This is a genomic window from Oribacterium sp. HCP3S3_B9 (assembly GCF_052064255.1).
Taxonomy (GTDB): domain Bacteria; phylum Bacillota; class Clostridia; order Lachnospirales; family Lachnospiraceae; genus Oribacterium.
In genome coordinates this window covers 1-13,819 of sequence record NZ_JBQHVY010000003.1, presented here as the reverse complement: position 1 = coordinate 13,819, position 13,819 = coordinate 1, and the positions used below count along the sequence as shown (strand labels likewise).

At 49.8% G+C, this 13,819-nt stretch carries 15 protein-coding genes and 1 pseudogene; 15 read left to right on the top strand and 1 reads right to left on the bottom strand.

Translation table 11 applies throughout. The features are described from left to right. The first annotated feature begins 96 nt into the window (after positions 1-96). The 15 genes and pseudogenes from ACTNC3_RS02765 to ACTNC3_RS02695 all read left to right on the top strand — a co-directional run bounded on the left by ACTNC3_RS02765 (position 97) and on the right by ACTNC3_RS02695 (position 13,360). Positions 97-2,121 carry an energy-coupling factor transporter ATPase gene (locus tag ACTNC3_RS02765; protein WP_441226390.1) on the top strand — a complete coding sequence of 675 codons (2,025 nt, stop codon included), beginning with the start codon at positions 97-99 and terminating at the stop codon, positions 2,119-2,121. Beyond that, positions 2,115-2,924, top strand: coding sequence for an energy-coupling factor transporter transmembrane component T family protein (locus tag ACTNC3_RS02760; protein WP_410042649.1), 810 nt, complete (start codon positions 2,115-2,117; stop codon positions 2,922-2,924). The genes ACTNC3_RS02765 and ACTNC3_RS02760 overlap by 7 nt, the downstream gene beginning before the upstream one ends. Before the next feature lie 107 nt (positions 2,925-3,031). Beyond that, positions 3,032-3,970 (top strand): tRNA pseudouridine(38-40) synthase TruA, encoded by a 939-nt coding sequence (truA, locus tag ACTNC3_RS02755; RefSeq protein WP_441226389.1) that lies wholly within the window; start codon positions 3,032-3,034, stop codon positions 3,968-3,970. Between the two features lie 98 nt (positions 3,971-4,068). Continuing rightward, positions 4,069-4,755 carry an HAD family hydrolase gene (locus ACTNC3_RS02750; RefSeq protein ID WP_441226388.1) on the top strand — a complete coding sequence of 229 codons (687 nt, stop codon included), beginning with the start codon at positions 4,069-4,071 and terminating at the stop codon, positions 4,753-4,755. A 354-nt stretch (positions 4,756-5,109) separates the two neighbouring features. Continuing rightward, complete coding sequence (gene rplM / locus ACTNC3_RS02745) at positions 5,110-5,538, top strand: 50S ribosomal protein L13 (RefSeq protein ID WP_410042646.1); 429 nt, start codon at positions 5,110-5,112, stop codon at positions 5,536-5,538. Between the two features lie 14 nt (positions 5,539-5,552). Then, the gene (gene rpsI / locus ACTNC3_RS02740; RefSeq protein ID WP_410042645.1) at positions 5,553-5,945 is read left to right on the top strand and encodes a 30S ribosomal protein S9; all 393 of its coding nucleotides are present in this window, start codon (positions 5,553-5,555) and stop codon (positions 5,943-5,945) included. Between the two features lie 423 nt (positions 5,946-6,368). Further along, a complete protein-coding gene (locus ACTNC3_RS02735) occupies positions 6,369-7,433 on the top strand; it encodes a DUF5688 family protein (RefSeq protein WP_441226387.1) in 1,065 nt (354 codons plus the stop codon). A 23-nt stretch (positions 7,434-7,456) separates the two neighbouring features. After that, on the top strand, positions 7,457-8,227 hold the full coding sequence (locus ACTNC3_RS02730; protein WP_441226386.1) for a phage antirepressor KilAC domain-containing protein: 771 nt from the start codon (positions 7,457-7,459) through the stop codon (positions 8,225-8,227). Positions 8,228-8,388: 161 nt separating this feature from the next. Next, positions 8,389-9,099 carry a helix-turn-helix domain-containing protein gene (locus ACTNC3_RS02725; protein ID WP_441226385.1) on the top strand — a complete coding sequence of 237 codons (711 nt, stop codon included), beginning with the start codon at positions 8,389-8,391 and terminating at the stop codon, positions 9,097-9,099. After that, positions 9,096-9,593 carry a hypothetical protein gene (locus ACTNC3_RS02720; protein ID WP_441226384.1) on the top strand — a complete coding sequence of 166 codons (498 nt, stop codon included), beginning with the start codon at positions 9,096-9,098 and terminating at the stop codon, positions 9,591-9,593. Before ACTNC3_RS02725 ends, ACTNC3_RS02720 begins: the two co-directional genes overlap by 4 nt. Next, positions 9,545-10,189: pseudogene (locus ACTNC3_RS02715) on the top strand (C40 family peptidase); the annotation flags it as partial. The gene ACTNC3_RS02720 and the pseudogene ACTNC3_RS02715, both read left to right, overlap by 49 nt. A gap of 13 nt (positions 10,190-10,202) precedes the next feature. Next, complete coding sequence (locus ACTNC3_RS02710; protein WP_441226383.1) at positions 10,203-10,445, top strand: DUF4315 family protein; 243 nt, start codon at positions 10,203-10,205, stop codon at positions 10,443-10,445. Between the two features lie 288 nt (positions 10,446-10,733). Continuing rightward, positions 10,734-12,824, top strand: coding sequence for a DNA topoisomerase 3 (locus ACTNC3_RS02705; protein ID WP_441226485.1), 2,091 nt, complete (start codon positions 10,734-10,736; stop codon positions 12,822-12,824). 7 nt (positions 12,825-12,831) lie between these two features. After that, positions 12,832-13,158: an immunoglobulin gene (locus ACTNC3_RS02700; RefSeq protein WP_441226382.1), complete on the top strand. Its 327-nt coding sequence runs from the start codon at positions 12,832-12,834 to the stop codon at positions 13,156-13,158. After that, a complete protein-coding gene (locus tag ACTNC3_RS02695; RefSeq protein WP_441226381.1) occupies positions 13,145-13,360 on the top strand; it encodes a hypothetical protein in 216 nt (71 codons plus the stop codon). Before ACTNC3_RS02700 ends, ACTNC3_RS02695 begins: the two co-directional genes overlap by 14 nt. 99 nt (positions 13,361-13,459) lie before the next feature. Here ACTNC3_RS02695 and ACTNC3_RS02690 read toward each other — a convergent pair. Beyond that, on the bottom strand, positions 13,460-13,819 hold a 360-nt coding region (locus ACTNC3_RS02690), incomplete at its 5' end, for a transposase (RefSeq protein WP_441226380.1).

The window sequence follows — 13,819 nt, the reverse complement described above, 5'->3', positions numbered from 1 at the left end:
AAAGAGCGGACCACAGGGGTCCGCTCTTGTGTTTTTCAGCCGTTTCTAATATACTAATTGGGCTATAAACCACAAAGCTGATATGAGGTTAACAAATTGAAAATCATAGATGCATTACATCTGGCGTATGACTACATCCGCACAGATGAGAACGATAAAGTCGTAGAGAAGACCCGGGCCCTGGATAACATCAACCTGTCCATCGAGGCCGGGAGCTTCGTGTGTGTGCTCGGCCACAACGGTTCCGGCAAGTCGACCCTGGCAAAGCTCATCAACGGTCTCAACCTGCCGAGTGAGGGAACCATGCTCGTCAGTGGCCGCGATACGAAGGATGAAAAGGAAATCTGGAATATCCGAAAGGAAACCGGCATGGTTTTCCAGAATCCGGATAACCAGATCATCGCCTCCGTCGTCGAGGAGGATGTCGGCTTCGGCCCGGAGAACATCGGCGTACCGACCGACGAGATCTGGACACGTGTGAATCGTGCGCTTGAAGCCGTCGATATGGTGCCGTACCGTATGAAGTCCCCGAACCGTCTCAGTGGCGGGCAGAAGCAGCGTGTCGCGATCGCCGGTACGATGGCGATGCTTCCGAAAACCATCGTTCTCGATGAGCCGACGGCGATGCTCGATCCGAGCGGTCGGAAAGAAGTGATCGAGACCATCCGGGAGCTGAATCAGAAGATGGGTGTGACGATCATCCTCATCACCCACTATATGGAGGAAACCGTCGATGCGGATCGAATCATCGTCATGGACGGCGGTAAGGTCGTTATGGACGGCGCACCACGTGAAGTGTTCTGCCATGTCGAGGAGCTGAAGGCCATCCACATGGATGTACCGGAGGTGACGGAGCTTGCGTGGAAGCTGCAGAAGGCCGGGATGCCGGTACCGGATGCCGTCCTCACCCGTGAGGAGCTCGTGGCCTGTCTCCAGTGCTGTCTTCCGAAGCAGGTGGATTTCGAGCCGAATTTCGTGAAGAAGAAGCCGGCTCATATGGACATCACCGATCCGGTCATCCGCGTACAGCATTTAAGCCATGTCTATCAGAAGGGTACGGCTATGGAGAGCTATGCCCTGAAGGATGTCTCCTTCGAGATCCAGCGGGGCTCCATCGTCGGATTTATCGGCCACACAGGCTCCGGCAAGTCAACATTGACCCAGCATCTGAACGGCCTTCTGAAAGCGACGGAGGGCACGATCGAAGTGAAGTTCCGGGACGACACTGACTTCCGGAAGCCGCGGAAGGACCAGAGCGCGAAGACCCGGAAGGCGGCACAGGCAGCGGATGCAGCCGCGCTCGTCAGCCCGGACGGCTTCCTGAACATCTATGCACCGGAGTTCAACATGAAGGAGCTTCGCTTCAAGGTGGGCCTCGTGTTCCAGTACCCGGAGTATCAGCTCTTCGAGGTCGACGTCATCACGGATGTCATGTTCGGCCCGAAGAACCAGGGGGTGCCGGAGGCAGAAGCACGGAAGCGTGCAGAGGAAGCGCTGCGTATGGTCGGCCTCGGCGAGGCGTTCTGGCAGAAGTCGCCGTTTGAGCTCTCTGGCGGACAGAAGCGGCGTGTTGCGATCGCCGGCGTACTGGCGATGCGCCCAGAGATTCTGATCCTCGATGAGCCGACCGCCGGCCTCGACCCGGCCGGAAGAGACGACCTCTTCCATCAGATCCAGCTCCTGCATAAGCAGAGCGGCATGACGATCGTCCTCGTATCACACTCGATGGACGACGTGGCACGCTACACGGAGCAGGTTATCGTGCTGGATCACGGTGAGCTGCGCATGAGCGGCACTCCGGAGGAGATCTTCAAGCGCTACCTCGAGCTCGAGGAGATGGGACTCGGCGCACCGCAGATGACCTACCTCATCCATGAGCTGAAGGATGTCGGCATCCGCTTCAAGGACCGCCCGGACACCGTAGATGAGATGTGTGATGCCATCGTGGACCTCTGGAAGCGCTATACGACATCCCTCGCCGGGAAACAGCCGGTGAAAACAGCACAGGAGAGCAGGACAGCAGCCGACGACTCGCTGGCACAGGATGGTCAGATCAAGCCAGCCGCAGCGACTCCGCAGGAAAGTAGAGAACAGGCAGGAAAGGAGGACGGCGTATGCTGAGAGAAGTAACCTTAGGACAGTACTATCCGGTCGACTCCGTGATCCATCGTCTGGACCCGCGGGTGAAGCTGCTCGGCACCGTGCTTTTCCTGATCTCCCTCTTCATCGTGAAGAGCTGGATCATGTATGGCGTCGCTGCGCTCGCCCTCGCGATCCTCATCAAAATCAGTAACGTGCCGTTCCGCTTCATGACGCGGGGGCTTAAGAGCATCGTGATTCTGCTCCTGATCTCCGTGAGCTTCAACCTCTTCCTGACTCCAGGCGAGGTGCTCGTGCAGTTCTGGATTCTGAAGATCACCCGTGAGGGTCTCCACATCGCACTCATGATGGGTGCACGTCTCATCCTTCTCGTGCTCGGCTCCTCGCTCATGACACTGACGACCACGCCGAACCAGCTCACCGACGGTTTGGAGAAGGGACTCGGTGTCCTGAAAAAGGTCGGCGTACCGGTTCACGAAATCTCGATGATGATGTCGATCGCACTCCGTTTTATCCCGATCCTCATCGAGGAAACGGATAAGATTATGAAGGCACAGCAGGCCCGCGGCGCCGACTTCGAGAGCGGGAATCTGCTCCAGCGCGCAAAGGCGATGGTGCCGATCCTGGTACCGCTCTTCATCAGTGCCTTCCGCCGCGCGAACGACCTCGCGATGGCGATGGAGGCCCGCTGCTACCACGGCGGCGAGGGTCGTACGAAGATGAAGCCGCTTCGCTATGCTGCGCGCGACCGCATCGCCTACGCCCTCATGCTCCTCTACCTCGGCCTGTCTGTGGTTTCCCGCTTCGTGGCGCTGCCGTTCTGACACGGACACCCATGACTTTGGTCGCCGCATCGCCTTTCCTGGGCCAATGCAGGCGACCTTCACTTTTATGGCGCTGCGGAGGAAGCAGCGTGCACAGGAAAGATCAGATGAGAAGAATCAGGCTCACAATCGCATATGATGGCACGAACTACCGGGGCTGGCAGATCCAGCAGCCTACAGCAGCCCACCCGGAGGGCAGTTTCCCGACGATCCAGGGCGAGCTCCAGCGTGCGCTCGGACAGCTCCTGCCGAAGGAGGCCGTCTACGGCGCAGCACCGGAAAAAAGTCTGGATCCGCTGACGTCACCAGACCATGTAGACGAAGCCGCAGCTCCGGGCATCCTCCCGGTCGTGGGCGCAAGCCGCACCGACAGCGGCGTCCATGCGCTCGGGAACGTCGCCTGCTTCGACACCGAAAGCACGATCCCGGCGGCGAACTTTCCGAAGGCCATCAACCGCTACCTGCCCCCGGACATCCGTGTGATGCAGGCGGACGAGGTCAGCATGGACTTCCACCCGCGCTTCGTGCCACACGAAAAGTGCTACGAATACCGCATCGATCATGGCCGCGTCGCGAACCCGCTGACGCGCCTCTATGCGTACAACTACACCTACCCGCTCGACCTCGAGCGCATGCGGGCAGCCGCCCGTGAGCTCGTCGGCGTCCATGACTTCACGAGCTTCGTGAACCCGGACAGCCAGGTCTTCGAACACGGCGGCGACGCCATCCGCGAAATCTACAGCATCGATATCCTGGAGGAGGGTTCACAGCTCGTCATCCGCATCCGCGGCAACGGCTTCCTCTACCACATGATCCGCATCATCGTCGGCACGCTCCTCGTCATCGGAAACGGACGACGCGCGCCAGAGGATATCCGGACCATGCTGGCGGCGAAGGACAGAACCACCGCGGGACCGACCGTGCCCGCGCACGGACTGTGCCTCTGCGCACTTCACTACGACGAAGTTGCCACCGCAGATGATTCGCGTGATGATGGGGATATAAAGACATTGGCCACACAAGATAGGGTTTCTGAAAATGAATGATACCCAGTCTGTGAAAGCAAGATGGAACGCGCCGAATATCGGCCAAGATGCAGAGACCATTTGATATAAACGTATCTGCAGAAAAAAGGAGAAACAGTATGACTTCAGAGAGACTTCCGATTAAGGCATTTATCTTCGATATGGACGGTACACTCTTCGATACCGAGCGCCTGTACCGCACAATGTGGTTCAAGCTCGCACCGATCCGTGGCTTCCACATCGACGACGAGATGCTCGATCAGATGCGCGGTGCCTCCCTCGAGTACGGATCACAGGTCTTCGAGGCCGCGAATCCGGGCTTCAGCTACGCCACAGAGCGCGCGATTCGCATGAAAGAGGTGTTCCGCTACGTCGACCGCGAAGGTGTGCCGAAGATGAAGGGCCTCGACGAGACCCTCGCCTGGCTGAAGGCGCACGGCTATAAGATCGCCATCGGCTCCTCCACACGCACCCCACAGGTCATGCACTACCTCCGCGAAGCGAAGATGGAGGATACCTTCGACTTCGTCGGCTGCGGTGACCTCACCACCCACGGAAAGCCGGAGCCGGACCTCTTCCTCATCTGCGCAGAGCGCCTCGGTGTAGACCCGCGCGCCTGCGTCGTCGTGGAAGACTCTGTAAACGGCGTGAAGGCTGGCTACGCCGCCGGTGGCTATGTGCTCGGCATCCCGGACATGAACGACCTCTCCGGCCTCGTGGACCTCTGTGACGCTCAGATCGACAGTCTCGATCGCATCATCCCGTGGATGGAGTCCCTTCCGAAGGAGATCTCTGGACTGAAATGAACGGATACAAAGGCCGGACTCGGAGCGCTGCCACCAGAAGCACAGTACTCCGGGGCCGGCCTGTGGGTTCGGCCTGCCAACGGAATTTCACGAAAATCCATTGACAGGCCGAACGATTCCGCATATACTATTAAAGCTGTCGCCTGAAGGGGCATATCATGTCCGGAATGCGACGGGGAACTAATTAAGCAAGGGCTCAGAAACTGAGACCCAGGCTACATTAAATACTGAAATCAGTCTCAGAGTGGACCACTTGCAGAGCGCGAGCATTCAAACCCAAATGCGGTGACCGTTTTACAGAAGTTCTGTTTTGGACAGAGACCAGAGTAAGTAGCCTTATCACAGGAGGTTGTTATGAATTCATACGTAGCTACAGCTTCTACAATCGACAGAAAGTGGTATGTAGTAGATGCAGAGGGCAAGACGCTCGGACGTCTTGCATCAGAGGTTGCTAAGGTTCTTCGTGGAAAGAACAAGCCAACCTACACACCGTTCCTTGACTGCGGCGATTATGTAATCATCGTAAACGCAGACAAGATCGCTGTAACCGGCAAGAAGCTGGATCAGAAGGTTTATCGCACACACTCTAAGTATGTAGGTTCCATGAAGGAGACCACACTTCGTGAGCTTCGCGATAACAAGCCTGAGAAGGTAATCGAGTATGCTGTTAAGGGTATGCTTCCTCACGGACCATTAGGCAGACAGATGTATAAGAAGCTTTTCGTATACGCTGGCGCAGATCACAAGCACCAGGCACAGAAGCCTGTTGAGCTTACATTCTAAGGGAGGATATTACAATGGCTACAAACAGAAATTACGGTACAGGTAGAAGAAAGTCTTCCGTTGCCAGAGTATACATCATGCCGGGCACTGGTAAGATCACAATCAACAAGAGAAGCCTCGACGAGTATTTCGGCCTTGATACCCTCAAGACCATCGTTAATCAGCCGATCGTTCTGACTCAGAACGAGGGCAAGCTTGACATCCTCGTAAATGTTTGCGGTGGTGGTATCGCTGGCCAGGCTGGTGCAATCCGTCACGGTATTGCAAGAGCTCTCTGCGAGATGGATGCTGAGTACAGACCAGCACTCAAGAAGGCAGGATTCCTCACCAGAGATCCGAGAATGAAGGAGAGAAAGAAGTACGGTCTCAAAGCAGCTCGTAGAGCACCACAGTTTAGTAAGAGATAATCATCTCTTCGGAGACTACTCAAAATGCTTACAAACCCCGAAAAATCAAGGTTTTTCGGGGTTTTTTGTTGCCCAAAATCTCTGTGAGCTTTGTCTCGGTTTGTCACGATTTGACAAAATTTGATGGCTTTAGCCGGGGCTTAAGAGGGGCTGAAAGCCTGTTTTGGATGCAAAAGGGGCTTAAGGAGGGGCTGAAAATTGCCTGTTTTTCGAGAAAAAGCAGAGTCATTTTCCCGCTCTGGAAAGCATGATATTTCGGATTCAAAGAGCATCGCAGAGAGCAAAATCCTTTTAACACGGTCTGTCACGATTTGACCAAATGAAAATGAATTTATAGCAGATTACATAGAGCACTGGCTCATTCTTTAAGCAGGAATGAACTGGTGCTCTTTTTTTATTTCTTTTTAAGGAGGTCAACGACGTATGGATTTCAAGGAATTCGTAAACAAGTTGGAACAGGATCTTAAGGACGCACTGTCAGAGATTTCTCCGGGTGCAGATGTAAGACAGAATTCGGTTGAGAAGCTGCAGGGCAGTTCTTATACCGGAATCAGTATCACTCCGGCAGACAGTCATGTAGGAATGAACCTGAATGCAGATCAGCTTTTTGAACAGCTGCAGGAAGGCAAATCCTATGAGGGCGTTCTGGCAATGGCAGTTACTCAGGTAGACGCAGGACTTGCTCAGGCGCCGGATGTGAATGTGGCAGACATCATGAATTATGAAACTGCCAAGCAGATGCTTTGTTTTGATGTTGTTGGTACAGAGCGCAACAAGGAGATGCTGGAGAATGTTCCTCACACCGATGTGGAGAACATGTCCATGGTGTACCGCCTGCAGTTGGATAGCAATGAGCAGGGGGCAGCTACTATCCTGATCACAAACGACATCATGGCTCAGATGGGTGTAACCAAGGAACAGCTTCATGCAGATGCACTGGAAAATGCACCTGAGATCAGACCGGCATCCTTCAAAACTATGGCAGAAGTCATGGCTGAACTGATGGGAATGCCTGCAGATGCGATGCCTGCGGATATGGCACCGCCTATGTATGTGGCGACCAATGACAGTAAGGTTCAGGGTGCCGCAGTTATGTTCTATCCGGATTTCATGGATCAGGCAGCAAAGGAACTCGGTGGAGATGTATTCATTCTTCCTTCTTCTGTGCATGAGGTTCTGTTCCTTCCGGATGATGGAACGATGAGAACTGATGAACTGAGAGAGATGGTTACCTCCATCAATGCATCTGAGGTTAGCCTGGCTGATCAGCTGACAGACAGCGTATATCACTACGATGCGGAATCGAGAACCTTTGAACTTGGAGAGAAATTTGAGGCCAGACAGGCTGAGAAGGAAGCGAAGAGTGAAGAGAAGGAAGAACGTTCTTCGGTATTAAAGGATCTTCAGAGCAAGAAGCAGGACATGGACCTGCAGCCGAAAGCAGAGCCTGGAAAGCATAAGACCAAGAGCGAACCTGCGCTGGGCTAATTGTGAGAAAGGCCTGCAATGTTATGAATAGCGAAGTAAATGAATTACAGATTTTTTCAAGTAATCAGTTCGGACAGATCAGAACAATGATTCTGGAAGAGATTCCTTGGTTTTCTGCGCTGGATGTCTGTAATGCTCTTGAGATTGGAAACAGCCGACAGGCCGTCACCAGGCTTGATGATGACGAGAAAATGACCGTCACTTTAAATGACAGTCATTCGGGACAGAGAGGCGGGGCACAGATGCTGACTTTTGTAAATGAGTCAGGATTATACGCCCTGGTTCTCAGTTCCAGAAAGCCGGAGGCGAAACAGTTTAAGAGATGGATCACCCATGAAGTAATTCCTTCAATCCGAAAACATGGTGCATATATGACAGTTCCTCTCTTGGAGCAGGTTACCAAAAATCCAGAGCTGATTACTCTCTTAGCACAGCAGCTTCTTGAAGAAAAGAAAGAGAAGGAACAGGCGCAGGAACAGCTCAAGGTGGCACAGCCGAAGGTTGAATACTTTGATCAGTTTATCAATGCCCATGATTGTACCAATATCAGAAATACTGCAAAGGAATTAGAGATTCCGGAGAGAGATCTGATCGAGTTCCTACTGAGTAAGCATTACCTGTACAGAGACCAGGAACACAAATTGATGCCTTATGCAGAATTTACTAAGAGGGGTTATTTTGTTTTGAAGGATTATTACCGGCCTAATGGCATTCAGTCGCAGTATACACTGTTTACCGCAAAGGGGAAGAATCATTTTCGCAAGCTTTTAGCGAAACAGAAAAGAGGTGAGTAGGATGACTTTGTTCACAGAAGGTCATCTGCAGGCATATGAACGTATGATGCAGCAGACCTGTAAGGATTACGGAAGCAGAAGAAACCGCGCATCAGCAGACAATAAGGCGGATAAGAAGCGGGTAGAAGCTCCTAAGAAAGCAGAGAAAGGCGGTGAACGCCGTGGCTGTAATCAGAGTTGAGAAGAATAAGAATTTTACTACGATGAGTAATTACCATCTTCGTGACAAGGAACTGAGTTTAAAGGCCAAGGGTCTGTTATCGCAGATTCTTAGCCTTCCTGAGAACTGGGATTATAGTGTCAGGGGACTGGTGGCAATTTGTCTGGAGGGTAAGGATTGTATCGTTACTACACTTCAAGAACTGGAACGCAAAGGCTATCTGGTGCGTAAACAGACCAGAGATGCTCATGGAAGGCTTGGAGGAATCGAATATGTGATATATGAAACACCTGCCTCAAACCCGAATAAGGGATTACCGCATACGGAAAAGCCGCACACGGGTAAACCGCATATGGATATGTCGGATGTGGAAAAGCCGCAGGTGGAGAACCCGCCACAATTAAATACTAATGAATCAAAGACAGAAGAAAACAAATACAGAGAGAATGTAGGAAACCGGCATAAGTTCGGTCAATATCAGAATGTCTTACTGTCTGATGAGGATTTGGAACGATTGAGGGCGGAATTTCCGGTAGATTACGAACTGCGTATTGAACGCTTGTCGGAGTACATGGCTTCCAGTGGTAAGTCGTATAAGAATCACCTGGCTACGATTCGCAGCTGGGCAAGAAAAGAAACCGGTAAAAATAAAAGTGGTGGACTTAGTTACAGCCATTCCAATTACCGCTATGAGGAGGGCGAAAGCTTATGAATGATTCTGCATCGCAGATAGCAAAGACGATCATGAACCGATTTACGGCTGAGCGACAGCCTGAAGGAAATGAATATATTGGAGAAGATGGTTTGATTTATTGTGGGAAATGCCATACGAAAGCACAGACTCGTGTGGAAATGTTCGGAGTGCAGAGAGTTGTAAATTGCATGTGCAAATGCCGCTGCGAAGAGGAAGCAGAGCGAAAGCGCCGTGAGGAAGAACAGGAACGTTTGGAACGGATCCGCAGATTAAAGTCCAGTGGAATTCAGGAGAAGCATCTCCTGGAATGGCGTTTTGATGTGGCAGACGACAATAAAGATATCCGTATGGCGAAGAAATATGTTGAGAATTGGAGTAAGGCGAAGGCAGATAACCTTGGCCTTTTATTATGGGGTGATGTTGGTACCGGAAAATCTTTTATCGCTGCCTGTATTGCAAACAGTGGGAATGTTATCTGGCAGATAGTAATGGAACTAACACAGTCGATGTAACAACAACAGAAACAAAAAGAATTCTTACCATTACAGCAACGAATCATTCACTCAGCAGTGTAATCAATAATCTCAATTTGACGGATGATGAGTGGGAGCGATATCAGATTCTGCTGGAGACGAAAGGCAACCGCCCGTATCTGTTTGAGGACGATATCTATGCAAACTATGTTGGCGAATATACTGATTACGATATTCCGGGAGAAGCGCTGACGGATGCTAAGTTTGCAAAAATGATTCATGAAGCCGAGAAATATCTGGGATACCCTTATGTATGGGGCGGCAGTAGTCCAAGCACCAGCTTTGACTGTTCTGGTTTTGTATCCTGGGTTATCAATAACTGCGGAAATGGATGGAGTGTCGGCAGGCAGACAGCCAATGGTCTGATGGGATGTTGTGATATCATTCCGAAGAGCCAGGCAAAGCCAGGTGATTTGATCTTTTTCCAGGGAACCTATGATACGGCCGGTGCCAGTCACGTAGGAATATTTGTGGGGAACGGAATGATGATCCACTGCGGTAACCCCATTTCGTATGCTTCGATTGAAACAGATTATTGGCGTGCGCACTATTATTGTATGGGACGAATTCGGTAGAAAGGAGTAATGCATGAGCGCAAAGCTTGAAAAGATTGCAGCTGAACGTGAAAGGGCACGTAAAAAGCGTGATGAGTGGGATGCAAAGGTGAAAGAATTGGATAGAAAGTATCGTGAGGAGGAGAATTCCGAGATTCATGACATGGTACATGCAGCCAATCTTACCCCTGAGCAGCTTGCAGAAATCATTCGCCTTGCAAATGCAGGCAATGTGAATCCTGAAAATCTGCAGAGGATGAATGGAACGGAGGAATAAGACATGAAATTAAAAATCAGAATGATGGCAGCTTTTATGGCACTGGTGCTTGGAACCAGTGCCTTTTCTACGCCTGCGTTTGCCTATACAGGTGAGGCTGAAAAGCAGGTTACAGAGAATTCATCTGCTTTGGCCGAGAGTAAAGAAGTGGAGACAGAAAAGAAGGAGACTCCGGTTATTGATCGAGAGAAGCCTGAAAAGAAGGATGAGACAACTTTTTCGGTTGAAGGTTTGGATTTGAGTGGTTTGAGTCTGGATGGATTAAGCCTTGAGGGGATGGATATGTATATGTCAAAATTAGTAATAGCGGAGAAACCTTCCGTTGCACAGTCGATTGCGAAGGTTATTGGTGCAAACAAACACTGTGATGGATATCTGGAGGGCAATGGGTATATTGTAAGCTGGTGCCTGGGGCACCTGATAGAACTTGCACCACCGGATTTTTATAATGAAATCTATGCAAGATGGCGGTATGAAGATCTTCCCATTTTGCCACAGACCACGGATCAGGGATGGACATATCAGGTGAGTAAATCGACCAGAAAACAGTTTTCTGTTCTTCAGAAACTGATGAAAGATTCAAGCGTGGATTCAATCTGTTTGGCGACCGATGCGGCCAGAGAGGGAGAGCTGATAGGGCGTCTTGTCTATCATCAGTGCCACTGCACGAAGCCGATGGAGCGACTGTGGATTTCATCCATGGAGGATGATGCAATCCGGGAGGGATTCCGTAATTTAAAACCTTCAAGTGAATATGATGCTTTATATGAAGCAGCCCTTTGTCGGGAGCGAGCTGACTGGATTGTCGGTATTAATGCTACCCGGCTTTTTTCATGTCTTCATGGGCAGACACTTCAGGTGGGAAGAGTTATGACACCGACCCTTGCAATGGTTGTTCTGCGGGATGCAGAAATTACAGGTTTTCATTCAGAACCATTTTATACAGTAGAAATTCAGTTAGATGATTTCAGTGCGGTTAGCGAAAAGATGAAATCAAGAGAAGAGGCAGAACAGCTGCTAGATCAGTGCAGGCGTAAGCATAGTGCCAGAGTAGTGGAGATTGAGAAAAGACAGAAAATTGAGCATGCTCCTGCCCTGTATGATCTGACAAGTCTTCAGAGAGAGGCGAATCGTATCTTTGGTTTTACGGCTCAGCAGACACTGGATTATGCTCAGTCCTTATATGAAAAGAAGCTGATCACATATCCGCGTACAGACAGCAGGTATCTGACTGAGGATATGTACGAGTTACTTCCGGACTGGATTGAAGGTGTGTCAGAGTTATTTCATGAGACTGGTTTGAGTAACGACCTGAAGGTGAGACAGGTAACGAATAGTAGTAAGGTTACAGATCACCATGCAATTATTCCGACCAGAAGTTTTAAAACAATTGTTTTGAACGAGCTTCCATTTGGAGAGCAGCAGATATGTACTTTGATTGCTGCGAGATTCGAGGTGGCGGTTTCGGATGATTACAAATACAAGGAAACAACACTGACTCTGGAATGCGGATCAGCGAACTTCTCCTCAAAATGTGTAGAAGTTGATCAGGAAGGCTGGAAAGCCATTCAGAAAATGTATCTGAAAAAAGAAAAGGCAGATAAAGAACTGGCAGTGCTTCCTGATATTGACGAAGGAGATGTTTTCCCTGTTCGTAATTGTCTGATCAAAGAGGGAAAGACTACTCCTCCGAAGCATTACACTGAGGACTCCTTATTATCCGCCATGGAAAATGCGGCAGATGTATCGGCTGATGTAGAACGGAAAGGTATTGGAACGCCTGCGACAAGAGCCGGTATTATCGAGAAAATGGTTCAGAAGGGATATATCAGCCGTAAGGGAGATAAGAAAACAAAATATCTGATTGCAACAGAAAAAGGAATTGCCCTGATTACGGTTGTCCCGGAACAGATTCAGTCAGCATCTATGACTGCAGATTGGGAGGAAAAGCTTTTGAAAATCGAAAGAGGTAGTTATCGCAGTTCTGATTTTATGGATGAGATAACGGAGATGGTGTCTGGCCTGGTTAAGGAATGCCATAGCGGAAAAGGGTCTGAAATCCTTCTACCACAAAAGGGAAAATCCATTGGGAATTGTCCGGCCTGTGGATCTGAGGTAGTAGAAAGGAATAAGGGCTGGTTCTGTAGTAATCCGGAATGCCATTTCATGATCTGGAAAGAAAATCATTATTTCAGAAAAATTGGCAGGGGGATGACACCGCAGATTGCAGAGCAGCTTGTGAAAAAAGGAAAGGTTTTCCTGAGTGGCTGTGTATCTGCCAGAACAGGAAAATTCTATGATGCAACTGTTGTAATGCATACAAAATCAGATGGAAGTCCTACTTATGAGATGAGATTTCCGGATTCTAAGCAGATGTGAGGTGGATATGAGTTCAAGTAATTATCATTTAACTCTAGCTGAGCAGGAGACAGTCATTTTGTTCGACAACGAGATCGATACTGCAAAGGTTTATACACATGATGCCAGATTAATTCGCAAACTTAAGGAACTTGCAGAAAACTATCCGGAACAGTTTCTCTTGCTGAGCAAAGGACCACAAAAGGCAGTAACCTATCGAGTTCCTAAGAGGTGTGTTGGTATTCGGGCACCCTATGATGAAAACAGAAGAAACAGGCAGATCCAGGATGCTAAAGTCAAAGGTCTGCCATTTTCAAATAATAGTAAGGAGGCAGATATAGATGGCGATGAATGACAAAATTCAGAAATGGGATGAGGTAAATGGAGCTGCATCTCAGGATGAAAAGATGGTGGCATTTCTGGAAAGTGCGACAGATTCCTATGCGATTCTGCAGCTTCGCTGGGGGGATGATACCCGTGATGAACAGTTTGCATCCTATTCCAGATTGCAAAAGATGGGGAAGGAGACCAGCTATGAAAAGTCAAGCATAGATTAGCAGAAAATTACCTTTTTTATCAGTGGCTATAAAAGGGTAACTCTAACAGAGCTCCCCAAAGGGTGCTTTTCAAAATCTACTATGATCTCGAGTTAGAGCTTACTCAAGATTGAATGCCACATCATCCGTCAGCATCTTAAAAAGGATTCTGACGAGTTTGCCGGCACAATGCCCCAGAGCATTATAGTGGTTCCGGCCTTCAGCCATCTTGGCATCGTAGTAAGCCTTGAAGGTGTTGTTGTTCTTAACTACATTGTGAGCTGCGTTGATCAATGCATACCGGAGAACCCGGGAGCCACGTTTAGACATTCTTGTGTGGCTGGCATTGAAATTTCCAGACTGATATATAGAAGGATCCAGTCCGGCAAATGCAAGCAGCTGACAGGGCTTTGAAAAGCGATGAATATCGCCAATCTCGCCCAGGATCATTCCGCCATTGATATATCCGATGCCTGGAAT

Excerpts from the sequence above, each read along its gene's own strand:
- ACTNC3_RS02695 (WP_441226381.1), top strand. The coding sequence starts at position 13,145 with ATGGCGATGAATGACAAAATTCAGAAATGGGATGAGGTAAATGGAGCT.
- rplM (WP_410042646.1), top strand. The coding sequence starts at position 5,110 with ATGAATTCATACGTAGCTACAGCTTCTACAATCGACAGAAAGTGGTAT.
- ACTNC3_RS02700 (WP_441226382.1), top strand. The coding sequence starts at position 12,832 with ATGAGTTCAAGTAATTATCATTTAACTCTAGCTGAGCAGGAGACAGTC.
- ACTNC3_RS02760 (WP_410042649.1), top strand. The coding sequence starts at position 2,115 with ATGCTGAGAGAAGTAACCTTAGGACAGTACTATCCGGTCGACTCCGTG.
- truA (WP_441226389.1), top strand. The coding sequence starts at position 3,032 with ATGAGAAGAATCAGGCTCACAATCGCATATGATGGCACGAACTACCGG.
- ACTNC3_RS02730 (WP_441226386.1), top strand. The coding sequence starts at position 7,457 with ATGAATAGCGAAGTAAATGAATTACAGATTTTTTCAAGTAATCAGTTC.
- ACTNC3_RS02705 (WP_441226485.1), top strand. The coding sequence starts at position 10,734 with ATGTCAAAATTAGTAATAGCGGAGAAACCTTCCGTTGCACAGTCGATT.
- ACTNC3_RS02710 (WP_441226383.1), top strand. The coding sequence starts at position 10,203 with ATGAGCGCAAAGCTTGAAAAGATTGCAGCTGAACGTGAAAGGGCACGT.
- ACTNC3_RS02720 (WP_441226384.1), top strand. The coding sequence starts at position 9,096 with ATGAATGATTCTGCATCGCAGATAGCAAAGACGATCATGAACCGATTT.
- rpsI (WP_410042645.1), top strand. The coding sequence starts at position 5,553 with ATGGCTACAAACAGAAATTACGGTACAGGTAGAAGAAAGTCTTCCGTT.
- ACTNC3_RS02750 (WP_441226388.1), top strand. The coding sequence starts at position 4,069 with ATGACTTCAGAGAGACTTCCGATTAAGGCATTTATCTTCGATATGGAC.
- ACTNC3_RS02735 (WP_441226387.1), top strand. The coding sequence starts at position 6,369 with ATGGATTTCAAGGAATTCGTAAACAAGTTGGAACAGGATCTTAAGGAC.